The 26829-nt window shown below is 71.8% G+C and carries 26 protein-coding genes; 10 read left to right on the top strand and 16 right to left on the bottom strand.

Features of this window, described 5'->3' with window-relative positions; all coding sequences use genetic code 11:
• Positions 1-20: 20 nt before the first annotated feature.
• Positions 21-527 (bottom strand): SigE family RNA polymerase sigma factor, encoded by a 507-nt coding sequence (locus tag AB0D18_RS32100; protein WP_362426516.1) that lies wholly within the window; start codon positions 525-527, stop codon positions 21-23.
• A 296-nt stretch (positions 528-823) separates the two neighbouring features.
• Here AB0D18_RS32100 and AB0D18_RS32095 point away from each other — a divergent pair, with 296 nt between their 5' ends.
• Complete coding sequence (locus AB0D18_RS32095) at positions 824-1186, top strand: DUF6086 family protein (RefSeq protein ID WP_362426513.1); 363 nt, start codon at positions 824-826, stop codon at positions 1184-1186.
• Positions 1187-1207: 21 nt separating this feature from the next.
• On the opposite strand, the gene eno is transcribed toward AB0D18_RS32095, so the two are convergent.
• Positions 1208-2539, bottom strand: a complete 1332-nt coding sequence (gene eno / locus AB0D18_RS32090) for a phosphopyruvate hydratase (RefSeq protein ID WP_362426510.1) — start codon at positions 2537-2539, stop codon at positions 1208-1210.
• 162 nt (positions 2540-2701) lie between these two features.
• On the opposite strand from eno, the gene AB0D18_RS32085 reads away from it, so the two are divergent.
• The 3 genes from AB0D18_RS32085 (at position 2702) to AB0D18_RS32075 (ending at position 4410) form a co-directional block, all read left to right on the top strand.
• Entirely contained in the window at positions 2702-3124 is a 423-nt protein-coding gene (locus AB0D18_RS32085; protein WP_362426507.1) for a MarR family transcriptional regulator, read from the top strand.
• Positions 3125-3252: 128 nt separating this feature from the next.
• Positions 3253-4002, top strand: coding sequence for an SDR family oxidoreductase (locus tag AB0D18_RS32080; RefSeq protein ID WP_362426504.1), 750 nt, complete (start codon positions 3253-3255; stop codon positions 4000-4002).
• Positions 4003-4062: 60 nt separating this feature from the next.
• Complete coding sequence (locus tag AB0D18_RS32075; RefSeq protein ID WP_362426501.1) at positions 4063-4410, top strand: hypothetical protein; 348 nt, start codon at positions 4063-4065, stop codon at positions 4408-4410.
• Here the strand turns inward: AB0D18_RS32075 and AB0D18_RS32070 are convergent, their stop codons facing one another.
• The 3 genes from AB0D18_RS32070 to AB0D18_RS32060 form a co-directional block, all read right to left on the bottom strand.
• Positions 4411-5223 (bottom strand): GNAT family N-acetyltransferase, encoded by an 813-nt coding sequence (locus AB0D18_RS32070; RefSeq protein WP_362426499.1) that lies wholly within the window; start codon positions 5221-5223, stop codon positions 4411-4413.
• Positions 5224-5396: 173 nt separating this feature from the next.
• Positions 5397-6743 carry an alpha/beta hydrolase gene (locus tag AB0D18_RS32065; RefSeq protein WP_362426496.1) on the bottom strand — a complete coding sequence of 449 codons (1347 nt, stop codon included), beginning with the start codon at positions 6741-6743 and terminating at the stop codon, positions 5397-5399.
• Positions 6744-6749: 6 nt separating this feature from the next.
• The gene (locus AB0D18_RS32060; RefSeq protein WP_362426621.1) at positions 6750-8252 is read right to left on the bottom strand and encodes an MFS transporter; all 1503 of its coding nucleotides are present in this window, start codon (positions 8250-8252) and stop codon (positions 6750-6752) included.
• Between the two features lie 253 nt (positions 8253-8505).
• Here AB0D18_RS32060 and AB0D18_RS32055 point away from each other — a divergent pair, with 253 nt between their 5' ends.
• Entirely contained in the window at positions 8506-9426 is a 921-nt protein-coding gene (locus AB0D18_RS32055; protein WP_362426494.1) for a TetR/AcrR family transcriptional regulator C-terminal domain-containing protein, read from the top strand.
• Between the two features lie 24 nt (positions 9427-9450).
• Here AB0D18_RS32055 and AB0D18_RS32050 read toward each other — a convergent pair whose 3' ends face one another.
• Positions 9451-9789 carry a DUF1330 domain-containing protein gene (locus AB0D18_RS32050; RefSeq protein ID WP_362426491.1) on the bottom strand — a complete coding sequence of 113 codons (339 nt, stop codon included), beginning with the start codon at positions 9787-9789 and terminating at the stop codon, positions 9451-9453.
• A 98-nt stretch (positions 9790-9887) separates the two neighbouring features.
• Between AB0D18_RS32050 and AB0D18_RS32045 the strand changes: the two genes are divergently transcribed.
• Positions 9888-10394: a GNAT family N-acetyltransferase gene (locus AB0D18_RS32045; RefSeq protein ID WP_362426488.1), complete on the top strand. Its 507-nt coding sequence runs from the start codon at positions 9888-9890 to the stop codon at positions 10392-10394.
• 125 nt (positions 10395-10519) lie between these two features.
• Here AB0D18_RS32045 and AB0D18_RS32040 read toward each other — a convergent pair whose 3' ends face one another.
• Positions 10520-11788 carry an Ig-like domain-containing protein gene (locus tag AB0D18_RS32040; protein ID WP_362426485.1) on the bottom strand — a complete coding sequence of 423 codons (1269 nt, stop codon included), beginning with the start codon at positions 11786-11788 and terminating at the stop codon, positions 10520-10522.
• Positions 11789-12169: 381 nt separating this feature from the next.
• Here AB0D18_RS32040 and AB0D18_RS32035 point away from each other — a divergent pair, with 381 nt between their 5' ends.
• A complete protein-coding gene (locus AB0D18_RS32035; RefSeq protein ID WP_362426483.1) occupies positions 12170-12526 on the top strand; it encodes a hypothetical protein in 357 nt (118 codons plus the stop codon).
• On the opposite strand, the gene AB0D18_RS32030 is transcribed toward AB0D18_RS32035, so the two are convergent.
• From AB0D18_RS32030 to AB0D18_RS32010, 5 genes are all read right to left on the bottom strand, one after another.
• Positions 12523-13041 carry a MarR family transcriptional regulator gene (locus AB0D18_RS32030; RefSeq protein WP_362426480.1) on the bottom strand — a complete coding sequence of 173 codons (519 nt, stop codon included), beginning with the start codon at positions 13039-13041 and terminating at the stop codon, positions 12523-12525. The two genes, AB0D18_RS32035 and AB0D18_RS32030, sit on opposite strands and share 4 nt — an antisense overlap.
• Positions 13042-13091: 50 nt before the next feature.
• Entirely contained in the window at positions 13092-14750 is a 1659-nt protein-coding gene (locus AB0D18_RS32025; RefSeq protein WP_362426477.1) for a DHA2 family efflux MFS transporter permease subunit, read from the bottom strand.
• Positions 14751-14869: 119 nt separating this feature from the next.
• Entirely contained in the window at positions 14870-16435 is a 1566-nt protein-coding gene (hutH, locus tag AB0D18_RS32020; RefSeq protein ID WP_362426618.1) for a histidine ammonia-lyase, read from the bottom strand.
• Positions 16436-16499: 64 nt separating this feature from the next.
• Entirely contained in the window at positions 16500-18677 is a 2178-nt protein-coding gene (locus AB0D18_RS32015) for an ATP-binding protein (RefSeq protein ID WP_362426474.1), read from the bottom strand.
• A 457-nt stretch (positions 18678-19134) separates the two neighbouring features.
• A complete protein-coding gene (locus tag AB0D18_RS32010; RefSeq protein WP_362426471.1) occupies positions 19135-19812 on the bottom strand; it encodes a response regulator transcription factor in 678 nt (225 codons plus the stop codon).
• Between the two features lie 95 nt (positions 19813-19907).
• Here AB0D18_RS32010 and AB0D18_RS32005 point away from each other — a divergent pair, with 95 nt between their 5' ends.
• From AB0D18_RS32005 to AB0D18_RS31995, 3 genes are all read left to right on the top strand, one after another.
• A complete protein-coding gene (locus AB0D18_RS32005) occupies positions 19908-21287 on the top strand; it encodes a DUF2079 domain-containing protein (RefSeq protein WP_362426468.1) in 1380 nt (459 codons plus the stop codon).
• A gap of 72 nt (positions 21288-21359) precedes the next feature.
• Positions 21360-21545: an antitoxin gene (locus AB0D18_RS32000; protein WP_362426465.1), complete on the top strand. Its 186-nt coding sequence runs from the start codon at positions 21360-21362 to the stop codon at positions 21543-21545.
• 75 nt (positions 21546-21620) lie between these two features.
• Positions 21621-22019 carry a RidA family protein gene (locus AB0D18_RS31995; RefSeq protein WP_362426462.1) on the top strand — a complete coding sequence of 133 codons (399 nt, stop codon included), beginning with the start codon at positions 21621-21623 and terminating at the stop codon, positions 22017-22019.
• Positions 22020-22193: 174 nt separating this feature from the next.
• Here the strand turns inward: AB0D18_RS31995 and AB0D18_RS31990 are convergent, their stop codons facing one another.
• The 4 genes from AB0D18_RS31990 to AB0D18_RS31975 all read right to left on the bottom strand — a co-directional run bounded on the left by AB0D18_RS31990 (position 22194) and on the right by AB0D18_RS31975 (position 26710).
• On the bottom strand, positions 22194-23339 hold the full coding sequence (locus tag AB0D18_RS31990) for a sensor domain-containing diguanylate cyclase (protein WP_362426460.1): 1146 nt from the start codon (positions 23337-23339) through the stop codon (positions 22194-22196).
• 94 nt (positions 23340-23433) lie between these two features.
• Complete coding sequence (locus AB0D18_RS31985; protein WP_362426615.1) at positions 23434-24237, bottom strand: enoyl-CoA hydratase-related protein; 804 nt, start codon at positions 24235-24237, stop codon at positions 23434-23436.
• Between the two features lie 69 nt (positions 24238-24306).
• The gene (locus AB0D18_RS31980) at positions 24307-25539 is read right to left on the bottom strand and encodes an adenylate/guanylate cyclase domain-containing protein (protein ID WP_362426457.1); all 1233 of its coding nucleotides are present in this window, start codon (positions 25537-25539) and stop codon (positions 24307-24309) included.
• Positions 25540-25822: 283 nt separating this feature from the next.
• Positions 25823-26710, bottom strand: a complete 888-nt coding sequence (locus AB0D18_RS31975; protein WP_362426454.1) for a biotin--[acetyl-CoA-carboxylase] ligase — start codon at positions 26708-26710, stop codon at positions 25823-25825.
• Positions 26711-26829: the final 119 nt, after the last annotated feature.

Genomic DNA, 26829 nt, shown 5'->3' with positions numbered 1-26829 from the left:
CGGCCTGTGTGCACCGGCACTCAGTGCCGAACCAGGTCGGACAGGCTGTCGCCGAGCAGCGCACGCACCCTGCCGAGCGCGCGGGTGCCCTGGGAGCGGACCGCACTGCTGCTCAGCCTGAGCATCTGCGCGGTCTCCTCGATGCTGCGGTCCTCCCAGTAGCGCAGCAGCAGCACCGCCCGGTCGCGGGGCGGCAGTTGACCCAGCGCGTCCAGCAGGGTGAGCCGCAGCGCGGCGTCCGGACCGGGCGCCGCGCTGTCGGGCATGTTCCCGAGGGGACGCTCCCCGGTGCTGCGCCGGCGCCGCAGGCTGAGGAAGGTGCGGACCAGAACCGTCTGCGCGTAGGCCGCCGGGCTGTCCGCACGGGCCACCTTCTTCCAGTGCACGTACACCCGGCCGAGGGTCTCCTGGACCAGGTCCTCGGCGAGGTGCGAGTCCCCCGCCGCGAGTACGTACGCCGACCGGTACAACACCTTCGCCCGCGCGGCCACGAACGCCAGGTACTCGTCCTCCTGTGCTGATTTCACTCGGCCCCGCCCGCTTCTCGTGATCTGCGATCTCCGTGCATACCCCTCTGACTACGTGAGACGTCAGAGTGTCGCGCGGCAGGAGCACTTTCTTTTCCGCCGGCGGGTGGCGGCTGGGCGCGGTGGTGTCGCAGAAAGTGCTGGCCGGGCGGGCGCAAGGGCACCGCAGTGCTCACGTGAGCCGACGCGGCGAGGTGCGGCAATCCGGGTACCGAGCGGCCGGCTGCGACCGCCCCCGGGTGTCGGATCATTGCTCCGGCTCGATCGGAGCGACAACACCCGGAGGGGAACCGGCGATGAGCATGTACTTCGACATCGGTGACGAGACGCTGTGGAACCCGTCGAACGGTGCCGGCCGCCTCTTTTTGGGGCAGGTGAAGGTCTTCGAGGCGGAACTCGACCTGCCCTCGGGAATCGGCCGGGGCAAGCACTGGGGCGACCCGGGCACGGTCGAGGTGGATCCGGCCCGGTACGCGGAGTTCGTCCGCGGCCTCGTCGCCTGGTACTGCCGGGCGAATCACTCGGTGATCCTCGCGCTGTCCGAAGGGTTCGTGGCGACGGCGGTCGCGCTCGCGCGGCGCGCGGGAATCGAGACCGGGGTGCCCGGATCGGGGCTGGACACGCGGGCGCGGGAAATGGCCCGGTGCATGGCCGGCTGAGCCGGTGCGCCCGGCCCCCTCCTAGTGCTGTCCAGTGCTCCGGGCCGGGGCCCGATGCAGTGCGGCGCGCCCCGCGAAGCGGGCCGCGCCGCCCAGTTCCTCTTCGATGCGGATCAGTTGGTTGTACTTCGCCGTGCGGTCGGAGCGGGAGAGCGAGCCGGTCTTGATCTGGCCGCAGCCGGTGGCCACCGCCAGGTCCGCGATGGTGGTGTCCTCGGTCTCGCCCGAGCGGTGCGAGATGACGGCCGTCCAGCCCGCCCGGCGGGCCGTGGCCACCGCGGCCAGGGCCTCGGTCAGGGTGCCGATCTGGTTGACCTTGACCAGGACCGAGTTGCCCACGCCGGAGCGGATGCCCTCGCGCAGCAGGGTCTCGTTGGTGCAGAAGACGTCGTCGCCGGTGAGCTGGCAGCGGTCGCCGACGCGGGCGGTCAGCTCGCGCCAGCCGTCCAGGTCGTTCTCCGCCATCGGGTCCTCGATGGAGACGATCGGGTAGGCGTCGATGAGCTTGGCCAGGTAGTCGACGTTCTCGGAGGGGGTGCGGCGCACCCCCTCGCCCGTGTAGTCGTACACCCCGTCGCGGAAGAACTCCGACGATGCCGGGTCCATGATCAGGCCGATGTCCGTGCCGGGGCGGTAGCCGGTGCGCTCGATGGCGGTCATCACGAAGTCGAGCGCCTCCTCGGCGGTGCGCAGCGCGGGCGCGAAGCCGCCCTCGTCGCCGACGCCCGTAGAGTGCCCGGCGGACAGCAGATCGCGGCGCAGGGTGTGGAAGACCTCGCTGCCCATGCGGACGGCTTCGGCGAAGGTGTCCGCGCCCACGGGTGCGATCATGAACTCCTGGAAGTCCAGCGGATTGTCGGCGTGGGCCCCGCCGTTGATGATGTTCATCATCGGCAGCGGCAGGAGATGCGCGTCCGCGCCGCCGAGGTAGCGGTAGAGGGGCCGGCGGTGGGCCGCCGCGGCGGCCTTGGCGGTGGCGAGGGAGACGCCGAGGATCGCGTTGGCGCCGAGCCGGGACTTCGTGGCGGTGCCGTCGAGGGCGATCAGCGCGGCGTCGAGACCCGCCTGGTCCGCCGCGTCCCGGCCGCGCACGGCCGCCGCGATCTCCCCGTTGACGTGGGCCACCGCGCGGTCGACGCCCTTGCCGTGCCAGCGCGCGGAGTCTCCGTCACGCAGTTCCACGGCCTCCCGGGCACCGGTGGAGGCACCGGAGGGGACGGCCGCGCGCCCCAGGGACCCGTCCGTCAGGACGACGTCGACCTCGACCGTGGGGTTGCCACGGCTGTCGATGATCTGGCGGGCGTTGACCGTCTCGATGGTGGCGTTGACGGTGCCGACTGCCTTCGCGGACATGGGAGTTCCTTCCCGTAGTCGTATGCCGTGGCCCCGGCTGCGACAACGCTGGCGCTGAGCCCGACACGTCAAACCGTACAGCAATGCTGCTCAGTTTTGCTGTACAGCATTGCTGTACAGGTCAGGTACGCAGCTTTGCTGACCAACGGGGTAAAGTGCCCTATGCCCACCCCGGAAGCCGCCGCCATCGCCGCAGAACTGCGCACCGCGATGGGCAAGCTCACCCGACGCGTCAAGCACGAGGACCTCATCCCGCTGGGGCAGGTCGCCGTCCTCGGCGCCCTCGACCGCGACGGCGCCATGACCACCAGCGACCTCGCTGCCGATCAGCGCGTACGCCCCCAGTCGATGGCTCGGGCGGTGGGGCTCCTCATGGAGCAGAACCTGATCACGCGCCGGGCGCACCCCACGGACGGCCGCAAGTCGCTGGTCGAGCTCTCCGATGCGGGCCGGGCCGCCCTCGAAGCGGAGCGCGGCCGCCGGGTCGGCTGGCTCGCGCAGGCCATCGAGGCCGAACTCACCGACGAGGAGCGGGCGCTGCTGGCCCGGAGCACCGCCCTGCTGGAGCGGCTCGCCACCCGCTAGTACCCGGACAGGCATCGTCCGGCCCGCCGGACCGACCGCACAGGGCCCGGCCGGTCCGTGCCCGGACACCTGGCATGATCTTCGGGGGCGCGCAGGCATGACATGCAGCAGTGCGAAGGGGAAGCAGCATGAGTGCGGAGCGAGATGAGCGGCGGGTTGCCCTGGTCACGGGGTCGTCGTCCGGGATCGGGGCGGCGGTGGCGCGGCGGATGGCCGGGGCCGGGATCCGGGTGGTGGTGAATTCCGCCCACTCGGTTGCCGCGGGTGAGGAGTTGGCAGCTTCGCTGCCGGATGCCGTTTACGTACGGGCCGATGTGTCCGCGGACGGCGGGGCGGCGGCGCTCGTGTCGGCGGCCGTCGCCGCGTACGGGCGGCTCGACATCCTCGTGAACTGTGCCGGGATCACCCGGTTCATCGACCACGCGGACCTGGACGCCGCCGGGCCCGAAGTGTGGCGGCAGATCTACGACGTCAACGTCGTCGGGGTCTGGCAGACGATCACGGCGGCAGTCCCGCACCTACGGAAGAGCGGTGCGGGCAGCGTCGTGAACATCTCGTCGCAGGCGGGCGTGCGGCCCGGCGGGAGTTCCATTCCGTACGCGGTGAGCAAGGCCGCCGTGAACCACATGACGCAGCTCCTGGCGAAGACCCTCGGCCCGGAGGTCCGCGTCAACGCGGTGGCCCCGGGCATGATCGACACCCCGTGGTTCGAAGGGGTCGAGGGTGTGGACGCGGCCAAGGAAGCGGTCGCGGCGGCGGTGCCGCTGGGGCGGATCGGGCGGGCGGAGGACGTCGCGGACGCGGTGTTCGACCTGGCCAACGCTTCGTACATCACGGGGGAGGTCCTGCTGGTGGACGGTGGGGGGCATCTGGTCTGATCGGACCGGCCCAGACCGGATCCGTCACCGTCACCGTCACCGCCGAGGACCTCTTCACCAGTGAATGAGCCGCTTGCTCCCGATGCCGCCGCCGTCCTCGCCGTCCTGCTGGACGGGCCGGGGGCGGTGCTCGCCGCTTTGCGGGAGCAGGTTCCGTATGTGCGGGTGACAGGACGGTGCCGGTGTGGGTGCGCGAGTGTGGATCTGGGGGTGGACCGGGGGGCCGTGGCGGCGGCGCCGGTCCACGGCAGCCCGGTGGCGGAGGCGTTCTGGGCGGATTCGGAGTACGGGGCTGGGGTGCTGCTCTTCACGGCGGGCGGGTATCTGTCGGGGCTGGAGATCTACTCCGGCGCGGACGAGCCGCTGACCGGGTGGCCCGATCCGGCCGGGCTGACGGTGGAAGGGTAGTCAGCCCAGTTCCAGGGTGGTGAGCGCGTACAGGCCCGTGCGGTCGATGTCCGGGGGCTCGGACGTGTACATGCGGGCCGTTTCGAAGGTCGGGGTCAGGGCCAGTCGTTCCGCGAGGCGGATTGCGGCGGGGTTGCAGTCGGGGGCGTCCAGGGCGATCGGGGTGCCGGGGGTGGTGGCCGCCAGGGTGGTGAGGAGCGTGGCGGCGATGTCGGGGGTCGCCGCGTAGAGGGGGCCGACGCGGGAGGCGGCGGAGCAGGTACGCAGTACGGCCAGGCCTGCGAGGTTTCCGTCGCGAATCGCCGCTACGGCCCTGCGGTGCGGGGCCGTCAGCCAGGAGGCGAGGAAGGCGTCGCGGGGGGCCGGGAAGAAGCGGCGGTCGTACGCGGCGAGGAGTTCGAAGGGGAGCGTGGCGGCGTCGACCACCGTGACGCCGTCGGCAGCGGCGACGCGGGAGCCGCCTGCCGGAATTCCTTCGTAGCGGGTGTTCGTCCAGGCTGAAGTAAAGCCGGACTTACGGTAGTTGGGCTGTTGGGCGACCACACCGTCGAGGCCGACGTTGCGGCCGGCCAGGCGTTCCATGCCTGCGTTCCAGACCTGGATTCCGTAGCCCTGTCCGCGCAGGTCGGGGCGGGCGAGGTAGAGGCCGAGGAAGGCGTGGTCGGTGCCGTAGCGGACCACCGAGACACAGGAGGCGGGGGTGTCGTCGTCCTCGCGGCGGGCGAGCAGGAAGCCTCGCGGGTCGGCGGCGAAGAACGGCTGCGCGTCGGCGATCCCCGGATTCCAGCCCTCCGCGTGCGCCCAGTCTCGCATCAGGTGCAGGTCACATACGCTCGCGGCGGCGATACGGGTGGGTGGGAGTGGCTGGGGTGATCGGGGCGACTGGGGTGAGCGGGGCGGCTGGGGGTGCATCCGGGGCTCCTTGAGGTGGCGGGCAGGGCGGGGGCCTCTGGATATCTGGCCCGGATGGGCAGCTGTTATGCGGACTACGCCCCGGGGAAGGCCTTCGCCACGTCCAGCATCGAGCTCTGGAAGACGCCGAAGTGGTTCGTCGTGGCGCCCTGGTCGACAACCTTCGCCCTGGCGCCTCGCGCGGTCAACTGCCGTGCACAGCTGAGGGTGTTGGCGATCGGGGCTTCGTGGTCACCGGTTGCGCTGTAGAGCGTGACCGGGACCTTCGGGGTCCATGCGCACGTCGTGTCGATCCTGTTGACGACGTCAAGGAGGGGGCCGGTGGGCCTGCGGAGGTTCTCGTACCAGGCGGGGGTGAAGAGTTCCCTTACGGTGGCCGGGAGTTGAGGGATGATCTCCTCCTCCTTGTGGGTGCCGTCGAAGAGCCCTTCGACACGGGCCGCGTACGGGGCACGGAACACCTCCGCCGGGTCCCGGTACAACGACGGCGAGTGGAGGGCGTTCTGCGCCGTGAGTACGTACGCGAGGAGGATGACCGCCGCGCGACCCGGGACCGTACCGTCGATCATCGCGGGGATCTCGACGTGCTGGAGGTCGTACGGGCCCGCTCCGGCACGCAGTCCGGCGAGGCGGAGGTGCGGCACCGCACCGGCGGCGACCGCCCTGCCCACCGCCATGGCGACCTGACCGCCCTGCGAGAAGCCGGTGACGTACGCCTGGTGGGAGAGGCGGAGGGCGGGCAGGGTGCGGACGGCTTTCAGGAGGTCCAGGGTCGCGGAGACCGAGGACGCGTTGTCCATGAAGGGGTGCCGGCCGGGGCCCTCTCCCAGGCCCGGATAGTCGGGGGCGATCACTCCACGGCCACCGGCGGCGTAGGCATGGGCGGCGGTGCCGTCCGGGCCGAGGAAGCTGAGGGAGGGCGCCCGGCCCCGGAAGGTCATCGATCCGTGGGTGTGGATCACGGTGGGGAGGGGGCGGGAGGGGCGGCCGGGACGGGTGGCAGGGGGTACGGGGAGAGCGAGGAGGCCGGAGGCGGTGGTCGGGGCGCCGGCGGGGGTGGTGGTGCGGTAGACGATCCGGTACGCGGCCACGTCGTGGCGGATGGCCTTGAGGTCGTCCGTCGTCCCCTTGAAGCCGTGCTTGAGGGTCGACGCGACGATCTGGGCGCGGGTCTGGGTGCCGAGGGGGGTGACGGAGACGAGTAACGGTTCCCGGTCCGGTGAGTTCGGTGAGTTGGGTGAGTTCGGCGAGTTGGGTGAGTACGCGAGGGTCGGAATCGCGGGCGCCGGAGTCGGAGGCACCGCCGCAGCTGGAGTCGCCGCGAGGGCCGCGAGGACTGCCGCGGCGCCCGACGCGAGTACCCGGTTGCGCCAAGCAACTTGCCCCGTACGCCTTTTGAGGTTCTCGTCCGTGTGAGTCATACCCCGCTAGACCACCCCCGCCGTCCCGACGGTTGCCTCACCCCCTGCCGGCTCACTCCCCCGCCGCACCTCCGACGGCGTCGTCCTGCGGGTGCGCAGCAGCGTGCAGACCAGTGCCGCCGCCGTCAGCATGACGACCGCCGAGCCCAGTGCCGCCCAGTTCAGACCGCCCGTGAAGGCGTCCCGGGCCGTGGCGAGGAGTGATTCGGCCCGGTGGGGCGGGAGTTGGGGTGCGGTGGCGAGTGCGCCGCCCAGGGTTTCCCGTACCGCAGCGGGCTCCGTACCGGCCATTCCCCGGGTGTAGACCGCCGCGCCGATGCTGCCGAGGACCGCCATGCCCAGTGCGCCGCCGAACTCCGTGCCCGATTCGACGACCGCCGCCGCCGAGCCCGCCTGTTCCGGCGGGGCCGCGCCGAGAGCCATTTCGTTGGCGAGGGTCATGGCGACGACGATGCCGCCGACGTACAGCGAGCAGCCGGTGAGGACGTACCAGAGCGGGGAGTCGGTGCGGACGCCGGTGAGCCAGAGGAAGCCGGTCGCGGCGAGGACGAAGCCGCCGGTCATGACGTACGCACGGTCCGTACGGGCGGCGAGTGCCGCGCCCGCCGGGGCGAGGACGAGCACCGCGGCCGACGGGACCAGGCTCCAGAGGGCGGAGGTGAGGGGGCTCATGCCGCGCACCGACTGGAGGTACTGCGTGAAGAAGACCGCGAAGCCGACCGTGCCGAACATCGCGACGACGTTCGCTAGGACCGCCCCGCCGAACATCCGGCGGCGCAGCAGCGCCAGATCGACCATGGGGTGGGCGAGGGTGCGCTGGCGGCGGACGAAGAACGCACCGACGGCGAGGCCCGCGGCAATGCTCAGGAACGGGGTCAACTGGGCGCCGTTCTTGGCGAGTTCCTTGATGCCGTGGATGACGGGGAGCACGGCGGCCAGCGAGAGCACGGCGCTCGGCACGTCGAAGGGCCCGGCCGCCGAACCCTTGAACTCCGGGAGGAGGAAGGGCGCGAGGACCAGGAGCAGGAGCATCGCGGGGAGGTTGATGAGGAAGACCGAACCCCACCAGAAGTGTTCGAGGAGTACGCCGCTGAGGACCGGGCCGAGCGAGATCCCGGCGGTCATGACGGCCGTCCAGGCGGTGATGGCCTTGGCCCGCTGTCCCGCGTCGCGGAACAGGTTGCGGATGAGGGCGAGCGTGGACGGCATCAGGGTCGCACCGCCGATGCCGAGCAACGCCCTTACGGTGATGAGCATTTCGGGGGTACGGGCGTACGCGGCGGCCACCGACGCCGCCCCGAAGGCCGCCGCACCGAGGAGGAGCAGCTTGCGGCGGCCGATGCGGTCGCCGAGTGCGCCCATCGTGATGAGGAGTCCGGCGAGTACGAAGCCGTACACGTCCAGGATCCAGAGCTGCTGGGTGGCGCTCGGGGCGAGGTCGCGGCCGATGAAGGGGATCGCGAAATAGAGGACGGAGACGTCCATGGAGACCAGGAGGAGGGGCAGCATCAGGACGCCGAGGGCGGTCCATTCCCTGCGTCCGGCAAGTGGAGCAGGAGGGGCGGGAGGTACCGAAGTGGCCACGAGGACTCCAAGTGGGTGTCTGTACGACGTACGCACGCCGTCTGCGTACGAGGTAAACAGGCCTTCACCCGCGCGGCAATCAGCGACCTAGTGCACCTGGGACAGCAGGGCTGTTGGAGGCTTCCGCACTACCTCGGTGCACTAGTACACCTGGCCGCACTGGACTAGGCTCGCCGCCATGACCTCCTCCGCCCGGATCGTCGACGACATCCGCCGCCGCATCACGTCCGGCGCCCTCGCACCCGGCGACAGGGTTCCCTCCACCCGGCGCATCACCCAGGAGTGGGGCGTCGCCATGGCCACCGCGAGCAAGGCCCTCGCGGCTCTCGCCCAGGAGGGCCTCGTACGTCCGGTGCCCGGTGTGGGCACGGTCGTCGCGGGGCCGCCCGCCGGGCGCGGCGGCGGGGCGGCCGGGCCGCGGCCCGGCGGGCTGACCCGGGCACGCATCGTCCGCGCCGCCCTCGCGATCGCGGACGCCGAAGGGCTCGCCACCCTCACCATGCGCCGCGTCGCCACCGACCTCGGGACCTCGACGATGGCCCTGTACCGGCATGTCCCGGGCAAGGCCGAGCTCGTGCACCTCATGTCGGAGGAGGTGTTCGGGGAGCACCCGATGAAGACCGGCCCGCTGCCGGGGTGGCGGCCTCAACTCACCTACGCGGCGGGCTGGTTGTGGAAGATGTACACACGGCATCCGTGGATGGCGCAGGCCATGGCCACCCTCACCCGGCCGACGGCCGCCCCGCAGGCCATGCGGTACACCGAGTGGGTGCTGCGGGCGCTGAGCGGCCAGGGCCTCAGTCCGTCCGAGATGCTGCACATCCACCTCACCCTCTTCGGGCACGTCCAGGGGCTGGCCACCACCCTGGAGCTGGAGAACCGGGCCCGACAGGACACCGGGATGACTCCGGAGGAGTGGATGGCCTCCAACGAGCCGCGTGCGGAGGCGGTCCAGGCGTCCGGCGAGTACCCGATCCTCGGCGCGCTCTTCGCGCGGGACGACTTCGATCTGGACCTGGAGACCCTGTTCGCGTTCGGGGTGGAACGGATCCTGGACGGGGTGGCGGTCCTCATCTCCCGCAAGAACAGCGCGACTTGACGGGACTGCGCCGGGACTACCGAGCTACTGGGCTGCGCGCAGCCGGTCCGCCGTCGCCCCCGCGTCGTAGCCCTCCGGCACTCCGTCGACCAGGATGATGTCGCCCGCGAGGTGGCGGGTGCGCAGCGGGAGGATCTCCTGGTAGGCGGCGGACCTGTACCAGGCGCGACCGGCTTCCAGGTCCGGGAAGGAGACCAGGACGGGGCCGCCGCGCCACTCGCCCTCCAGGACCTCGTGCGGGGTGGCGTGCACGAGGAAGTGGCCGCCGAAGGGGGCGAAGGTGGACTGGATCCGGTCCATGTAGGTGAAGACCTCCTCGTGGAGCTCTCCGGGGCCGATGTGGGCGATGGCGTACGCGGTCATGGCTTGCTCCTGACGGTGAATTCCCCTGCTGGTGCGATGAGTTGAATCCTGCCGAAAAGGCCGCGCGGGGTCGATTACGTCAGAGGTAGGTTGACCGGATGGATCTTGAGGCCCAACGCGCCCCGGCCCCGTTCACCCTCCGCCCCGCCGTCGAGGCCGACGCGGAGGCCGCCGCCGGCGTGTGGCTGCGCTCGTACGACGCCGCGCTGCCCGGCGTGCGGCGGGCACACAGCGACGACGAGGTGCGGGGCTGGTTCCGGTACGTGCTGGTGCCGGGCGGCGGCACCTGGGTCGCGGAGGACGGCGCGGGCGCGGGCGCAGGTGCAGGTGCAGGTGCAGGTGCGCTCGCGGGTGTGATGGTGCTGGACGAGGCGGGCATCGACCAGCTGTACCTGGCCCCGGAGCAGCGCGGGCGCGGGCTCGGCGACCTGTTCGTGGCGAGGGCCAAGGAACTGAGGCCCGGCGGGCTGGAGTTGTGGACCTTCCAGGCCAACACCCCCGCCCACCGGTTCTACGTACGGCACGGCTTCACCGAGGCCGAGCGGACGGACGGCTCGCGCAACGAGGAGCGGGAGCCGGACGTCAGGTTCGTCTGGAAGCCGTAGAAGCCGTAGAAGCCACAGGAGGCCCCGGAAGCCGTAGGAGCCGTGGCCCCGGACGTACGAAGAGGGCGGGCGCCACCCGTGTGGGGTGGCGCCCGCCCTCATGCGTACCGGGGAGGGGCGGAGGATCAGCCCTCCGAGCCCGCCTTCCAGGCCGCCCAGTCCAGGTTCCAGCCGTTGAGGCCGTTGTCCGGCTTGATGGTCTTGTCCGGGGAGTTCTTCACGACGACGACGTCGCCGACCATCGAGTTGTTGAAGAACCACGCGCCGGGCGTGTTCGGGTCGTTGGCGCCCTTGGCGTCCGACAGGCCCACGCAGCCGTGGCTGGTGTTGGCGCTGCCGAAGATGCCCTTGCCCCAGTAGTTGCCGTGGATGAAGGTGCCCGACGTGGACAGCCGCATGGCGTGCGGGACGTCCTTGATGTCGTACTCACCCTTGCCGTCGTCGTCCGTGAAGCCGACCGTCGAGCCGTCCATGCGGGTCTCCTTGAACTTCTCGGAGATCACCATCTTGCCGTTGTACGTGGGGTTGTCGGGCGAACCGGCGGAGATCGGGATCGTCTTGATCACCTTGCCGTCCTGGGTGACGGTCATCTGCTTCGACTTGGCGTCGACGGTGGAGACCTGGTTGCGGCCCACGGTGAACTTGACCGTCTTGTCCTGGACGCCCAGCACGCCGTCCGCACCCTCGACGCCGTCCAGCGCGAGCTTCATGGTGACGGTGGAGTTGCCCTTCCAGTAGTCCTGGGGGCGGAAGTCGAGGCGCTGCGAGTCGAACCAGTGGCCGACGACTTCCTGGCCGCTGCTGGAGGTGACGGTGATGCCGCCCTGGACGGCCTTCTTGTTCGTGATCGGCTTGTCGAAGCGGAGCGAGACCGGCATGCCGACGCCGACCTTGGAGCCGTCCTCGGGCGTGAAGCTGCCGATGAAGCTGTTCTTCGGGGAGACCGTGGTGAAGGAGCGGTTCTCGTGGGCGCTGCGCTTGTCCGCGTCCACGGCAGTCGCGCTGAGCTTGTAGACGGTGGCGCGCTCCAGGCGGCCCTCCGGCTTCCAGCTCAGCCCGTCGGCCGAAATGCTGCCCTTGACTTCCTTGCCCGCCGCGTCGGTGAGCTTGACCGCGGTCAGCTTGCCGTCGGCGACGGTGACCTTGGCGTCGTTGTTGATGCCGACGTTGGTGGCACCGGCCTTGGGGGTGATCTCTATTCGGGCCTTGGAGGTGTCCTTGGCCGCTGCGGCGTCGGCCTGCTCCTGCGACTTCTTCGCACTGTCGGCGCTGTTGCCGCCGTCGCCCTTGCCGTCGTCGCTGCAGCCCGTAAGCACCAGTACGCCGCCGAGCAGCGCGGACGCGGCTATCAGACCCTTGCGTCGCTTGCTGTTCGTGATCACACGCTTCTCCATCGTTGCCGCTTCCCCACGATCTTCCCCGGCCACACCGGGACTCCCCGGGTCTCGCCGGGCAGCACGTCCCCGTCAATGCACTAACAACCCTCGCACCGACGCCCCAGTTCCACTTCCGTGGAAAGTGTGGGCAATGCCACTCGCCCGAGCTGTCGCCCGACGTCTGCTCCCTTACGACGCTACGCCGCCCTATTTGCCCCTGCTCGGGCGGGGTCATGCACGGGAAGCAGAGATTCCGGGCCGCCGTAAGTCCCGTTTCGAGACTGTTTCGCCGGGCGGAACGAAAGGTTCCACCCCCACATCTCTTTCCTTGGACCCGCTGCTTTCATTAGCATCGGCGCGCACGACCAATTCGCGGGTGCCTCAAGGGGGATCGATACCGTGGCCGCACTCCGACCACTGCTGACCGCCACCGCTGCCGGTGGGATGCTCGCCGCGCTGTGGTTCGTACCGTCGGCGAACGCGACGGTCGAGGTCCCGCAGCGGACGGCCGGCACTGCCGGAGGGACGTCCCAGGCCCAGCAGGCCGCCCGGACCTCCGCCGAGCCCACAGCTTCCACCCCTTCCGCCAGGACCCCCGCGAGGCCGGACGCGGCCCTCGCCCTCGCCGACACCGGCAGCGTCGACACCACTCCGTACGTCATCGGCGGCACGGCCTTCCTGGGGATCGGCGCGGGCTTCATGACGTACTCGGTGCGGCGCAGGGGCGCGACCGGGACTCCCGGAGGCCTTGTCTAGGGGTTGCCCGACTCGTCCAGCTCTGCCAGGTGCTCGTTCATCGTGGTGTGCAGGTCGTTCAGGAAGCCCTCGAACTGCTGGAGCTGCTCGGCCGAGTAGCGGGCCAGCATCCGCTCCATGCGCTCCCCCAGCGGCCGGAAGAAGTCGTCGGTCAGCTCCTGGATGCGGGCGCTGCCGCGCAGCGTGACGATCCGCCGGTCGGTCTGCTCCCGGGTACGGACGACGTGACCGGCCTTCTCCAGCCGGTTGAGCAGGGCGGTGGTGGCGCCGGACGAGAGCTGGATGCGCTCGCTGAGGCGGGCCGGGGAGAGGGGCGCGCCGCGCTCCTCTCCGAACAGGATCTGGATCAGGGCTTCGGCGTCGGTGGTGTGCAGGCCGAGCCAGGACGCGAACCTGCGCCCCACCTCCTGGTAGTCGGCCCCGTACAGCCGCAGCCCCTCGGTCAGCCGCTCCCGCTGTCCACCGGGCCCCTCGGGGGCGGGCGTGCCGCGCTGCTTGCTCTCCGTCGCACTCATCGGGGCAGTCCGCTTCTCTCTTCAGGTCCGGTACGTCACCGCTGCCCAACCTAACGGGCGACCGGGACCTCCTCCTCCGGCGAGGACGAGGTCGGGGTCGAGGTCGGGGTCGAGGTCGCCGCCCGTACGCCCGCCGACGGAATGAGCACGGTGGCGATCAGGCCGAGGACCACGAAGCCCGCCGCGACCAGGCCGCCGAGGGTGATGCCCTCGGTCATCGCCCAGCGGGCCGCGTCGGCGACCGGTGCGGTCTGCGGGTTGCCGGAGAGAGGGCCGATCGCGGCGCCCGCACTGTCGGTGACGGCGTGGGTGAACTTGTCGACCTGCCCGCTCGTCAGCCCCGCCCCGTCCAGCCTGTCGCCGAGCTTGTTGCTGAGAGTGCTGAAGAACAGCGTGGTCAGGACGGCGATGCCGAGCGCGGAGCCCAGCTGCCGGAAGGCGCTCTGAATGCCGGAGCCCTGGCCCGCGCTGCTGTCGGGGATCTCGGCGAGCACGACGTTGGTGACCTGGGCGGTCGCGAAGCCGACGCCGATTCCGTACAGGAAGAGGACGAGCGCGACCGTCCACCACGGGCTGTCGGTGGCGGCGATCAGCCCGAGTCCCGCCAGCCCGGCGACTTCGAGCGCGAGCCCGATCCGCAGCTGGTTGAGCGCGTGGACCTTGGCGGCGAGCCCGAAGCTGGCGCCGCTCGCGACGAAGCTGCCGATGGCGATGGGGACGAGCGCGAGTCCGGCCTGTACGGCGCTGTAGTCGAGCGTGAACTGCAGCCACAGCGGCAGCACGGCCACGATGCCGAACTCGCCGAGGCCGATGATCAGGGTGGCGATGTTGCCGTTGCGGAAGGAGGAGATGGAGAAGAGCCGGGTGTCCATGAGCGCCCGCGACGGGTCGCTGCTGCGGGTGATCGCCGCCTGCCGGGTCACGAAGGCCGCCAGCGCGACGACGGACAGGACGAGGGCGACCAGGACGGGCGAGGGCCCGCCGTCCCAGCGGAAGCCGAAGAGGTCCAGCGGGCGGACGACCGTGAACCAGCCGTACGTACGCCCCTCGACGAGCCCGAAGGCGAGCAGTCCGAGGCCGGCGACGGACAGGACCGCGCCGATGGCGTCGATCTTTCCCTTGGTCTTCGGCGACGGCGCCAGGTACATCAGGGCGCCCACCGCGATGAGGATCGACAGCGGCACGTTGATGCCGAACGCCCAGCGCCAGGTGGCGTGTTCGGCCAGCCAGCCGCCGAGCAGCGGGCCCAGTGCGGAGGCGGCGCCGATGGTGGAGCCCCAGACGGCGAAGGCCTGGCCGCGCGCCTTGCCGGTGAAGGTGGCGTTGAGCAGGGACAGCGAGGTCGGCAGGATCATCGCGCCGCCGACACCCTGGACGAACCGTGCGACGACGAGCATGTCGCCGTTGGGCGCGAGCCCGGCGAGCACGCTGGTCGCGCCGAAGATCACGACGCCCGCGATGAAGACGCGCCGCGCGCCGATGAGGTCCGCGAAGCGGCCGACCAGCAGGAGCAGGGCCGCGAAGACGATCGCGTACGACTCCTGGATCCATTGCATCTGGCCGGAGTTGACGTCCAGGTCCTCGATGACCGACGGGACGATCACATTCACGATCGTGGTGTCGACGACGATCAGCGCGACGCCGAGGGCGAGGGCGATGAGGCCGAGCCAGCGGCGGGTGCTGCTGGGGGTTGGCGGGTCTTGCGTCACGATTAGATTCCTCCACGGTGAAGTATTTCCATCATGAAGGTACCAGCGGGACGCGGAACACACAAAGGAGGGGCGCCCGGCCGTGTGCCGGACGCCCCTCCTTTGTCTGCGTACGTGAGTTACGCCAGCTTCCCCGTGACCGGCTCGACGGCCGCGACGAGAGCACCGCTCCGTACGAACGCGTCGGCGGCGGCCAGGTCGGGCGCCAGGAACCGGTCAGGGCCAGGACCCTGCACGCCCGCCGCCCGTACCGCCGTGATGGCTGCCTGCGAGGCGGGCGCCGGGGTCAGCCCGTGCCGCAGCTCGATGCCGCGGGTGGCGGCGTACAGCTCCACCGCGACGATCCGGGTGAGGTTGTCGATGCTGGTACGGAGCTTGCGCGCCGCCGACCAGCCCATCGACACGTGGTCCTCCTGCATGGCGGAGGACGGGATCGAGTCGACGGAGGCCGGGTTCGCCAGCCGCTTCATCTCGCTCACCAGGGCCGCCTGCGTGTACTGGGCGATCATCAGCCCGGAGTCGACACCGGCGTCGTCCGCGAGGAACGCGGGCAGTCCGTGGCTCCGGTTCTTGTCGAGCAGCCGGTCCGTGCGCCGCTCGGCGATCGACCCGAGGTCGGCGGCGACGATGGCGAGGAAGTCGAGGACGTACGCGACGGGCGCACCGTGGAAGTTCCCGTTGGACTCGACGCGCCCGTCGGGCAGCACCACCGGGTTGTCGACGGCGGCGGCGAGCTCGCGCTCGGCGACGGTGATGGCGTACGCGATGGTGTCGCGACCCGCACCGGCGACCTGCGGAGCACAGCGCACCGAGTACGCGTCCTGGACGCGCGGCGCGTCGTCCTGGTGGTGCCCGGTGAGCCCCGAACCCTCAAGCACCCGCAGCATGTTGTCGGCGGAGGCGCCCTGCCCCGGGTGCGGACGGATCACGTGCAGCTCGGGGGCGAGCACCTTCTCGGTTCCCAGCAGCGCTTCCAGGCTGAGCGCCGCGGTGATGTCGGCGGACGTGTACAGCCGCTTCAGGTCGGCGATCGCCATGATCAGCATGCCGAGCATGCCGTCGGTGCCGTTGAGGAGGGCGAGGCCCTCCTTCTCCTTGAGCTCGACGGGCGCGATCCCGTGCTCGGCGAGCAGCTCGCCCGCGGGGCGGACGGTGCCGTCCGGACCCTCGGCGTCTCCCTCGCCCATCAGCGTCAGCGCGCAGTGCGACAGCGGGGCGAGGTCCCCGGAACACCCGAGCGAGCCGTACTCGTGCACGACCGGCGTGATGCCCGCGTTCAGCACGTCCGCCATGGTCTGCGCGACCGACGGACGTACGCCCGTGTGCCCGGACGCGACCGTCTTCAGCCGCAGGAACATCAGCGCACGCACGACCTCGCGCTCGACGCGCGGCCCCATGCCGGCGGCGTGCGAGCGCACGATGTTGCGCTGGAGCTGGGCGCGCAGCTCATGGCTGATGTGCCGGCTCGCCAACGCGCCGAACCCGGTCGACACCCCGTACACCGGCTCCGGCTTGGCAGCCAGCGCGTCCACGATCTCGCGCGAGGCGGCGAGCGCGGCGACGGCCTCGGCGGACAGCTCGATACGGGCATTGCCCCGGGCCACCGCGATGACGTCTTCGACGGTGGTCCCGGCGGTGCTGAGCACGACAGGGGCGGGGGCGGCGGGGGTGACCAGGGTGTGCATATCCATATTCAGGAGCCTACGTTTTGAATGCGCGCCTGTCACTAGTGGTGGGCGGGTTGGGTCCTTACCGATTGCCGACGGTGTGGCGGTCGGTGAGGTCGTAGACGTCGTAGCCGCTGAATTTCGCGCCGGGCCGGCCCAGCGTGAGGAACCAGCGGCGGTCCGAGCCCAGCACCTTCTGCAACTCCGGCCACTTGACGGACCCGTCGTCCCACCGGTAGCTCACGGCGCCGACGGTGGGCGGGGCCCAGCCGAGGACGAGCTCGGCACGCTCCCTGGCCGGGTCGACGGGGTCCGTCAGCACGACCGCAGCGGTACGCGTACTGCCTTCGCCGGCCGCGGGCAGTACGCCGTACGCGAGCACTCCCGCCCCGTCCTCGGGCCGCATGGCCGCCACGAAGAGAGTGTTGCCGACGCCGTACGGGGGCTTCGCCCCGGGCGTGCGCACTGCGCCGCCGAACACCGTGCCCGGCCACGCCTTCCGCACGGCGGCCAGCTGCGCCCACGCCTCGGCCTCGGTGCGGGCCGGGGCGTAGAGGTGGATCTTCACGGACGTTCCTTCGGCCCGGAGGTCGGTGGTGGCCGGGTGCAGTGCGTCGACGGGCGCCTGCCCGGCCCCGCTGTCGACCGGCGCGGGGGCCAAGGAAGGCTCGGGCTTCGCCCCCGACCAAGCCCCCTGCACCGACAGCGCGAAGGCCACCGCGAGCAGCGGCACCGTCACCGCGACCGCCGCCCCCACCACCCAGTTCACCGTACGAGGCCGGCTGCCCGACGGAACCACCTCGCCCGGGGCATCTTCCAGAAGGTCCCCGTCCTCGCCCCGTACGACCGGGAACTCCGCGACCAGCACCGCGCCCGGCCCGTCGCCGTCCGCCACGTACAACGATCCGCCCTGCCGTACGGCGATCTCCCGGGCGATGGCAAGCCCGAGCCCCGCGCCGCTGCCGTCGGCACGGGTGCGGGAGTCGTCGAGGCGAGTGAAGCGCTCGAAGACGCGCTCGCGGTCGGCGGGCGGGATGCCGGGGCCGTCGTCCCGCACCTCGACCCGTACGGTCTCGCCCGTCCCGTCCACGCTCAGAACGCATTCCACCTCCGTACGGGCGTGCCGGCAGGCGTTCTCCAGCAGGTTGCGTAGCAGCCGCTCCAGCCGGAGGGGGCTGCCGGTGAGCGGGGGCAGGCCGGCCGGGGCGGCGCAGGTGACGTGCAGGGAGCTGTTACGGCGCAGATGCCGGAGCTCCTCCACCAAATCGCTTGCCAGGTCCGGCAGTTGGACCTGCTGATCGGCGTTCGGGGCGGGCCCGTCGATACGGGTGAGCAGCAGGAGGTCGTCGGTGAGGTGCTGGATGCGCTCGACGTCGGCGAGGGTGCCGCGCGCGGTGCCCGGCCAGTCCACGCCGTCGGGGTGGGTGAGCGAGGACTCCAGCGAGGCGCGCAGGCCGGCGATGGGGCTGCGCAGCTCGTGCGAGGCATCGGCGACGAAGCGGGCCTGCCGGTCGGCGGCGGCCTGGAGCCGGTCGAGGGTGGCGTTGAGGGTACGGGCGAGCTGGTGCAGCACGCCGCCGAGGGCGGGCACCGGGACGCGGCGGTCCAGGGAACTGGCGGTGATGTCGGCGAGCTCGGCGCGCATCGCCTCCACCGGGCGGAGAGTCAGGCGGGCGGCGACCCAGCCGGTGACCACGAGAAGGAGCGTGGCACCGACGATGAGCAGCCACAGGGGGCCGCCACTGTCGCCGCGGTGGGACGGGAAGCGGTCCCAGGGCTGTACGAACCCCCACACCACCCCCGTACCGGCGAGCACGGTCCCGAGGGCGGCCGGAATCAGCCGGGCCCCGCCCCGCCATGGCGCCGGGCGGCCCAGCGGTTCCACCGCGACCCAGGCCGCGAAGCCGACGACAAGGGCGGTCACGGGGACGGCGAACCCGAACCCGGTGCGCAGGGCCGCGCTCGCGGCCCCCCAGGGGTCGGCCTTGTTGAAGTGCTGCGCCCAGACGGCGTGCGCCCACAGCAGCGCAGCGGTGACACCGGCCACCACGAGCACGGCCCCCCACCGCCGGACGGCCGCCCACATGGCGAGGCCCACCAGAATCGCGCCGAGCGGAACCCCCGGCCAGAGCATGCCGTCGACGACGGGCAACAGGCGGCCGAAAGGCCCCGCCGCGCCGGTGTACGGCACCAGCCGGTCGGCGAGCAGCCAGGCGGCGGCCAGCAGGGCGACGACGAGCCCGGCGGAGAGTCCTGCCACCCAGGCGGCGCGCAGCCGGAAGCGGGCCGGCCGGGTCCCAACGGGCCGGAAACCGGGCGACGCACCTCCTCCTGGCGGGGGACCGGCGGACGCACCCCCCACCGGCCGGGAACCGGCCGACGCACCCCCTCCTGGCGGGGGGCCGGCCGACGCACCCCCCACAGGCGGGGGGCCGGCCAACGCACCCCCTCCTGGCGGGGGACCGGCCGACGCACCCCCCACAGGCTGGGGACTGGCCGAGCGGGCCGCCGCCAGCCGATCCCCCGCCGCCGACAAATCCCCCGCCGCCGGCCGACCCCCCGCCGGCCGGGAACGTACAGAACCGTCCCCACCGTCCCCCACCGGCCGGGAACGTACAGAACCGTCCCCACCGTCCCCCACCGGACGAAACCCCGTCGGCCGAAACCCCGTCGGCCGAGAGCGGCCCGCCCGTTCCCCTCCCCCTCCCCCACCCGTCTCAGCCACCGTCACTCCCCACCCGGTATCCCCCACCCCGCACCGTCTCGATCGCCGCCCGCCCGAACGGCACGTCGATCTTCTTGCGCAGCGCGCTGACGTACACCTCGACGATGTTGAGGTCCCCGTCGTAGGACGCGTCCCACACCTCGTCCACCACGTCCACCTTCGGCACCACCTCCCCCGCCCGCCGCGCCAGACACTCCAGTACCGCGTACTCCTTGCCGGTCAGAGGTATTCGGGTCTCGCCCCGACCGCACTCCCGCCCCGCCGGGTCCAGCCACAGGTCGCCGAGCCGCAGCACGGTCCCCCGGCGCGCCCCGCCCCTGCGCAGCAGTGCACGCAAGCGGGCCTCCAGCACCACGTACGAGAACGGTTTCGCCAGATAGTCGTCCGCGCCCGTGTCGAGCGCCTCCGCCTCGTCGTACTCGCCGTTCTTCGCGGTCAGCATCAGGATCGGGGTGTCGATCCCGGCCCGCCGCAGCCGTTCGCACACCCGGTAGCCGTTGAGGCCGGGCAGCATGATGTCGAGGACGATCGCGCTGTACGGGTGCTCGGTCGCCCGCCACAGCCCGTCGAGGCCGTCGCTCGCCACGTCGACGGCGTACCCGGCCGCGCCGAGCCCCCGCTTCAGGGACGCGGCGAGACGCTCCTCGTCCTCCACCACCAGCAGTCTCATGGCCCCCAGTATTCACGGAGCCCCGGCCCTGTTCCTGAAGCGATCTTCAGGGAGCTTCAGCGTCGTCTCAGCAGGTGACGGCCATGCTCCCGGGCATGCCGAGCACCCTTCCGCGCCTCGTCGCCTCACGAGGGCCCGCCCGCGTCCTGCGCGCATTGCGCACCGACTTGCGGTCGGGTCCCGGCGCCCGCCGGGCGTACGCCGCCCTCGTCGCCCTGCTCGCGTTCACCGCGTACGCGGCCTACGCACTGCGGATGCACGCGAGTTTCCGTACGACCGGCTACGACCTCGGCATCTTCGGCCAGGCCATCCGCTCGTACGCCCGACTCGCCCTCCCCGCCTCGGAGATCAGGGCGGCCACGGCCCTGGCCCCGGACACCCCGTTCCCGCTCCTCGGCGACCACTTCCACCCGGTCCTGGCCGTCCTGGCCCCGCTCTACCGCCTCGCCCCGCACGTCGAGCTCCTGCTCCTCGCGCAGGCAGCCCTCGCCGCCTGGTCGGTGTACGTGATCACGCGGGCCGGAGGGCGGCGGATCGGGGTCGCGTACGCACTGTCCTGGGGCGTCCAGAAGCTGATCGGTTTCGACTTCCACGAGGTCGCCTTCGCCCTCCCCCTCCTCGCGCTCTCCCTGGCCGCGTACCGCGAGGGCCGGTGGCGGGCGTGTGCGGCGTGGGCGGCCGGACTCGTCCTGGTCAAGGAGGACCTGGGCGCGACGGTGCTGGTCCTCGGCCTGCTCCTGCTCCGCCACGACCGGAGGGCGGGTACGGCGCTGTGCGTACTGGGCCCGGCGGCAGCGGCGCTGGCCGTCCTCGTCGTCCTCCCGCACTTCAACCCGAGCGGCGACTACACATACCTCGCCAACATGGGCGGCACGGACACGGCCGCCCCGTCCGGACTGGACACCAAGACCACCACCCTCCTCTGCCTCCTGCTCCCCACCCTGTTCCTCGCCCTGCGCAGCCCGCTGATCCTGCTCGTACTGCCCACGCTGGCCTGGCGGTTCACGTCCTCCAACGTCATGTACTGGGACACCGACCACCACTACTCGGCCGTCCTGATGCCGATCGTCTTCCTCGCCCTGATCGACTCCCTGGACCGCAGGTCGCAGCCGATTCCCCACGCCCATACGGCAGTACTGGCCGTCGCCGCTCTGCTCGCCACTGCCCTGCCCCTGGCCGAAGCCGTCCGCCCGGCCTTCTGGCGGGACCCGCCGAGGACGTGGGCCGCCCGGCAGGCACTCGCCCTCGTCCCGGACGACGCCAGGGTCGCGGCCACCAACCGCCTCGCCCCCCACCTCACCGACCGCACGACGGTCTACCTCCACGCCCCGGGCCGGCCGGACGCACGGGTCGACTGGATGGTGCTGGACGCGTTGGACACGACGTTCTCGGTGGACCGCCCGAACCCGTCACAGCCCGGCTTCCAGCAGGTGTACGAGGCGGAGGGCTACGTCGTCCTGCGCCGGGCCCCGTAACCGGCTCGGATGCGGCGCACAGGGGGGCGAGCGACACTTGGAGTGGCACACCACCTCCGAAAGAGGGCACCCATGTCGATCATGGACAAGGTCAAGGCGATGCTCGGCCAGCACTCGGACAAGGCCAAGCAGGGCGTGGACAGAGCCGGAGACATGGTCGACCAGCGCACGGCGGGCAAGTACGCCGACAAGGTCGACATGGCACAGGACAAGACCAAGGAGTACATCGACCGCGAGAACCGGCCGCCGCAGCCTTGAGGCCCTGGCGCGGAGCCGGCCGGATATACGCTGCTGTGCTGTAGCCACGAGTTCAGTCGTTCGAGGGGGAGCGAAGTGCAGCACTTCATACGGCCGGAGGGGGCTCCGCCGGTCAACGGCTACAGCCACGCCGTCTCGTTCGCCGGGGCGATGGTCGCCGTGTCCGGGCAGGTGCCGGTCGACCCGGAGGGCCGCCTGGTGGGCGGGGACGATGCCGAGGCTCAGGTGCGGCAGGTGTACGCGAACCTGACGGCGGCACTGAAGGCGGCGGGTTCCGACCTCCAGCACGTCGTCAAGCTGACGGTGTACCTGACCGACCTCGGCGACCTGCCCGCCTTCCGCCGGGTGCGGGACGAACACCAGGATGCGGCCCGCCCGCCCGCCTGCTCGCTGGTCCAGGTGGCCGGCCTGGTCAACCCGGCGTTCCGGGTCGAGATCGACGCGCTGGCCGTGGTCCCGGCGATCGAGGACTGAGCGGGGACCAACTGCCGCTCACCACCGACTGGTTGCTTCCCGGCGGAACAGGGAATCGTAGGGGCGGGGCCCAGGTTCCTCTCTCCCCGCCCCGCCCTTCCACCGTTCCCCGTGCACGGACTACGCCCGCGCGTCCTCCAACGCCGCAGGCAGACTCACCCGCACCCCCGCCCCCTACTCCCGCCCCGCCCCCCGAAACCTCCGTCGTTCCCCCGTGCCCGGCAGGGGCCCGCGTGGGGCTTCGGCCAGGGGGAGTACCGACCCGTCCCTCCCCGCCACCACCGGCTTGCGTGAGCGGGCCGCCTTGGCCCGGTACTGGGCCGCGTCCGCCAGGCGGAACAGGCGGCGGGCCGAGGTGATCTCGCCGATCGGGTCGCCGGTGGAGGCGATGCCGCAGGCCACGCCGTCGCCGTGCTCCAACTCCGCCGCGCGGAGGCAGAGTTCGTCGGCCACGCGGACCACCTCGTCGGCCGTCGGGCCCACGGAGAGGAGGCAGAACTCGTCGCCGCCGAGACGGGCGGCCAGCGCGCCGGGAAGCATCGCGCCGCAGCGCGAGAGCACGCAGCCGAAGCGTTCCAGGAGGCGGTCACCTGTCGCATGGCCGTGGGTGTCGTTGACCTGTTTGAGGCCGTTGACGTCGCAGACGACCAGGCTGACGACCGCCCCCGCCGTACGGTGCGCCTCCACCGCCTCGTCGAGACGTATGTCGACGGCGCGCCGGTTCGCGAGACCGGTGAGGGGGTCGGTGAAGGCCAGGGTGCGGACCTCCTCCAGGCGTTCCGTCTGGACGATTCCGGCGGCGACGACGGAGGCGAGGACCGTCGCGAAGTCCGCGTCCGCACGGTCGAAGACCGGCCGGCCCGGCGGCCGGGCCACGTACAGCTCGCCCCACGCCCTGCCGTGCAGCACGATCGGCGCGACCACGCAGCAGCCCCGGCCCCGGCGGCGCAGGGCCGCCACCCGCTGGTGGCAGTAGCCGGGGCGGGGCGACGCCGGGCCGTCCGCCGTCTCCACCCAGGCGTCCGGTTCGCCGCCGCCCACCCACTGCTCGTGCAGGAATTCGGTGATCTCGGGGAACTGGTGGACCGGATACGTCTCGTCGTCCGGGAATTGTGCTTCGCCCGGCGCGCGCTCCCCCTCGTTGACCAGGACGCGGAGCCGGCCCGCCTCCCGCTCCCACACCGAGAGCGCGGCGAAGCTGCCGCCGAGCGCGTCCCGCACGCCCAGCGCCGCCGCCCGCCACGTCCCGCGCGGAGTGTGTGCGGCCGCCATCGCCTGCGCCAGCGCGACCACGGCCTTCACCCGTACGTCCTCACCCATTCGTACAGGTTAGGCATGGTTGGGGACGTTTTGATGCCCTACTCTCCGGGCCCTACTCGCCGGGCCCCACTCTCCGGGCCTTACTCGCCGGGCCTTACTCGCCGGGCCACTCAGGCTTCCGCTTCTCGTTGAACGCGGCGACGCCCTCCGCCCGGTCCCCGGAGAAGGCCACCGACCGCCAGGCCGCGTCCTCCACCTCCAGGCCCGCCCGCAGGTCGAGCCCCTGCCCCAGCCGCAGCGCCTTCTTCGCGGCGCGCAGACCGACGGGCGAATTGGCCGCGATACGGGCCGCCAGCGCGAGAGCCTCCTCGCGTGCGTCACCGGCTTTTGCCAGTACGTCGACCAGGCCGAGCTCCGCCGCCTCCGCCGCCTCCACCCGGCGCGCCGTGAACACCAGCTCCGCCGCCCGTGCCGCCCCCACGCGGCGCGGCAGCAGCTGCGTACCGCCGCCGCCCGGGATGACGCCCACGGAGACCTCGGGCAGGCCGACGACGGCCGTCGCGTCGGCGACGATCACGTCGCAGGCCAGCGCCAGCTCGTAGCCGCCGCCGAGGGCGAAGCCGTGCACGGCGGCGACCGTCGGCATCGGGAGGTCGAGGACGCCGGTGTACGCGGCGCGGGCGGTGGGGCGCTGGCGGACCAGCTCGGCGTCGGTGAAGGAGTTGCGCTCCTTGAGGTCCGCGCCGACGCAGAAGGCGCGGTCGTGGGAGGAGGTGAGGACCGTCGTACGGACCGCCGGGTCGGCGGCCAGTGCCGCACAGGCCTCCGCGATCGAGGCGGCCATGGCGGACGACACCGCGTTCATCGCCTTGGGGCGGTCCAGGACCAGCTCGGCGACGTGACCGCCCTCGCCGTGGCGCCGTACCGCTACGAATTCCCCGTACCGCTGCTCGTCCATGCCTGCCACGACTGCACCCTCCCGGTTAACGATCGTTTCCGGGAGGATCTTAGGCAGCCGGGGCACCGCTCAGGAAGAGTCCGGTTTTGCCCGCCGGCCCAGCATCCACGGTTCCACTATTCCGAGGCCGCGCACCGGGCGCTGCCACATCGGCTGGAGGCCGAAGCGGTACGTGGGTGCTTCCGTGCCCTCCTTCTCCGCCTTCTCCGCCTCGGCGGCGGCCTCCGCCTCGGAGACGGGCGCGTCGCCGGTACGGGACAGCTCCTCGGCGAGCGCACCGTCGACCAGGACGGTGTCCTTGGCTGCTATCGACGTGAGACGGCTCGCCAGGTTCACCGTCGTACCGAAGACGTCGCCCATGCGGGTCGTGACGGTGCCGAAGGCGATGCCGACGCGCAGAGCGGGCATCGTCTGGTCGTGGGACAGGGTCTCGATGAGGCGCAGCGCGATCTCGGCCGCCGTGCCCGCGTCGTCGGCGCAGTAGAGGACCTCGTCGCCGAGGGTCTTGATGAGGCGGCCGCCGTGGGCGGCGACGAGGTCGGCACAGGTCGTCTCGAACGCCTCGACCAGCTCGCCGAGCTCCTCCTCCTCCAGCCGGCGGGTGAGGCGGGTGAAGCCGACCAGGTCCGCGAAGCCGACGGCGAGGCGGCGGTCCACCATCTCGTCGTCGTCGGCGGCCTGAACGACCCGGCCGGTCGCGGCGGCGAGCTGCCGGCGCCAGACGTAGACCAGGAACTCCTCCAGTTCGGGGAGGAGCAGCTCGACGAGGGGGTACGTCACCTCGGTACGGGTCATGCCGGGCTCGGGGGGCTCGGTGAGGCCCTCCAGAAAACTGTCGATCTGCCATTCGGCCAGGCGGGCGGTGGTCTGCCCGGTGGAGCGGGCGACCTGGACGGCCATCGGCTCACTGAGCAGCCCGGCCTCGACGAGTCCCGACAGCCGGCGCAGGGCGAGGACGTCTGCCTCGGTGAGGGCCTTGGCCTGGCCGATGTCGGGGAAACCCATGGCACGCCAGAAGCGGGAGGCGAGATCCATGGACACACCGGCGGTACGGGCCGCCTGGAAGGCGGTGTACCGGCGCTCGGCGCCGAGGATGAGCTGCTCCAGGCGGATGGCGAGGGGGTCGTCGGAGGGTTCGGCGGTGTGGTCGACCTCGTGGAAGACCGGGGATGCCGGCTTCTCCGGTGCGTCCCGGGTATCCCGCGTGACCGGGGTCTCTCGGGCGTCCCGGGTATCCGGGGTCTTCGGAGTAGAGGGGTTGGGGTCCGAGTCCCCGTCGGACGTGGTGTCGTCGACGGTCACCTGCCGCCTCCTGCCCGTTCCCTGCGCACTACTCTGCCGCCACCTGTCGATCTGTCGCGCGAACTGATCCGGACCGCCCGTCACGGACCGCGTGCCGCGGGTCGCCTCAACGATACGGCAGATGTGCCCTGGCTCACTCCCGGCACCCGGACCCCTTCCGCAGCGGGGTCCCCGCCGCCTGCCGCCCCGGCCTTCCGGGCCGCGGGGCCGGTGGTCGTCGTGCGGGCGCGTCGTGGCTGATCGCGCAGTTCCCCGCGCCCCCAAACGCCTGCCCCTCAGCCCCCTAGCCTCCTTGGGCAGCGGGGCCGCCCCCCGGCCTCAGGTGCACGACATCCCCCGCCCCCACCGGCCTCTGTACCCCGTCCCCCGTTCCGATGACCAAGCGGCCGTCGCCGTCAACCGCCATCGCCTCGCCCGTCAGTACGTGGCCGCCCGGTAGTTCTGCCCGTACCGTCCGTCCCAGCGTCGAGCAGCCTGCCGCGTACGCCTCCTGGAGGCGGCTGCCCGCGGGGTCTCCGTCGGCCGTGCGCCAGGCCTCGTACCACTCCTCGATCGAGCGCAGGACGGCCCGCAGCAGCGGGTCGCGGTCGAGGGTGATCGCGCCTGCGAGGGCGAGGGAGCCCGCCGTCGGGACGGGGAGTTCGTCGGCGCGCAGGGAGACGTTGAGGCCGACGCCGACCACGACGCCGTCGCCCACCCGCTCGGCGAGGATGCCGCCGGTCTTGCGTTCCTCGCCGTCCACCGTGACCAGCAGGTCGTTCGGCCACTTGAGGGCCGTGTCCACGCCCGCCGCCCGGGACAGCGCGGCGGCGACCGCGACTCCGGTCAGGAGGGGGAGCCAGCCCCAGCGCTCCACCGGGACGGACTCGCCCGGCTTGAGGACGAAGGAGAAGAAGAGGCCGGAGCGGGCGGGCGCCGTCCAGCGGCGGTCCAGGCGGCCCCGGCCCTGCGTCTGCTCCTCGGCGACGAGCACCGCACCCTCCGCGGCGGCGGAAGCTCCGGAATCTCCGCGTCCGGCGAGGTCGCTGTTGGTCGATCCGGTCGACTCGACCACGTCGAACGAGGTCCACAGCCCGCCGGGCCGCAGCAGCCCACGACGGAGCGCGGTGATGTTGAGGGGAGGCCGGTCGAGGTCGGACCAACGGCCTTCTGAAGCATCGGGAGGCGTCATGCAAGCCAGCGTAGGTGTGGCAAACGACGCACTGCCGCCCGGCAGTCCCGCGATTACGCTACGGACCAGTAGCCGTCCGTACCGTCGCCGTTGACACCGTGCGTGCCGTTGACGCAGTC

Origin of the sequence: Streptomyces sp. NPDC048442 (assembly GCF_040651475.1) — a bacterium.
Taxonomy (GTDB): domain Bacteria; phylum Actinomycetota; class Actinomycetes; order Streptomycetales; family Streptomycetaceae; genus Streptomyces.
The sequence above is the reverse complement of the archived record's forward strand: the minus strand, read 5'-3'. Positions and strand labels throughout refer to the sequence as shown.

What these genes read in the sequence shown, in the direction of transcription:
- AB0D18_RS32040 (WP_362426485.1), bottom strand. Translation starts at nt 11,788, where the DNA reads ATGGAGAAGCGTGTGATCACGAACAGCAAGCGACGCAAGGGTCTGATA.
- AB0D18_RS31975 (WP_362426454.1), bottom strand. Translation starts at nt 26,710, where the DNA reads ATGACGCCTCCCGATGCTTCAGAAGGCCGTTGGTCCGACCTCGACCGG.
- AB0D18_RS32050 (WP_362426491.1), bottom strand. Translation starts at nt 9,789, where the DNA reads ATGACCGCGTACGCCATCGCCCACATCGGCCCCGGAGAGCTCCACGAG.
- eno (WP_362426510.1), bottom strand. Translation starts at nt 2,539, where the DNA reads ATGTCCGCGAAGGCAGTCGGCACCGTCAACGCCACCATCGAGACGGTC.
- hutH (WP_362426618.1), bottom strand. Translation starts at nt 16,435, where the DNA reads ATGCACACCCTGGTCACCCCCGCCGCCCCCGCCCCTGTCGTGCTCAGC.
- AB0D18_RS32000 (WP_362426465.1), top strand. Translation starts at nt 21,360, where the DNA reads ATGTCGATCATGGACAAGGTCAAGGCGATGCTCGGCCAGCACTCGGAC.
- AB0D18_RS32080 (WP_362426504.1), top strand. Translation starts at nt 3,253, where the DNA reads ATGAGTGCGGAGCGAGATGAGCGGCGGGTTGCCCTGGTCACGGGGTCG.
- AB0D18_RS32010 (WP_362426471.1), bottom strand. Translation starts at nt 19,812, where the DNA reads ATGAGACTGCTGGTGGTGGAGGACGAGGAGCGTCTCGCCGCGTCCCTG.
- AB0D18_RS32030 (WP_362426480.1), bottom strand. Translation starts at nt 13,041, where the DNA reads ATGAGTGCGACGGAGAGCAAGCAGCGCGGCACGCCCGCCCCCGAGGGG.
- AB0D18_RS32095 (WP_362426513.1), top strand. Translation starts at nt 824, where the DNA reads ATGAGCATGTACTTCGACATCGGTGACGAGACGCTGTGGAACCCGTCG.
- AB0D18_RS32005 (WP_362426468.1), top strand. Translation starts at nt 19,908, where the DNA reads ATGCCGAGCACCCTTCCGCGCCTCGTCGCCTCACGAGGGCCCGCCCGC.
- AB0D18_RS32045 (WP_362426488.1), top strand. Translation starts at nt 9,888, where the DNA reads ATGGATCTTGAGGCCCAACGCGCCCCGGCCCCGTTCACCCTCCGCCCC.
- AB0D18_RS32055 (WP_362426494.1), top strand. Translation starts at nt 8,506, where the DNA reads ATGACCTCCTCCGCCCGGATCGTCGACGACATCCGCCGCCGCATCACG.
- AB0D18_RS32065 (WP_362426496.1), bottom strand. Translation starts at nt 6,743, where the DNA reads ATGACTCACACGGACGAGAACCTCAAAAGGCGTACGGGGCAAGTTGCT.
- AB0D18_RS32085 (WP_362426507.1), top strand. Translation starts at nt 2,702, where the DNA reads ATGCCCACCCCGGAAGCCGCCGCCATCGCCGCAGAACTGCGCACCGCG.
- AB0D18_RS32070 (WP_362426499.1), bottom strand. Translation starts at nt 5,223, where the DNA reads ATGCGAGACTGGGCGCACGCGGAGGGCTGGAATCCGGGGATCGCCGAC.
- AB0D18_RS31985 (WP_362426615.1), bottom strand. Translation starts at nt 24,237, where the DNA reads ATGGACGAGCAGCGGTACGGGGAATTCGTAGCGGTACGGCGCCACGGC.
- AB0D18_RS31990 (WP_362426460.1), bottom strand. Translation starts at nt 23,339, where the DNA reads ATGGGTGAGGACGTACGGGTGAAGGCCGTGGTCGCGCTGGCGCAGGCG.
- AB0D18_RS32060 (WP_362426621.1), bottom strand. Translation starts at nt 8,252, where the DNA reads ATGCTGCCCCTCCTCCTGGTCTCCATGGACGTCTCCGTCCTCTATTTC.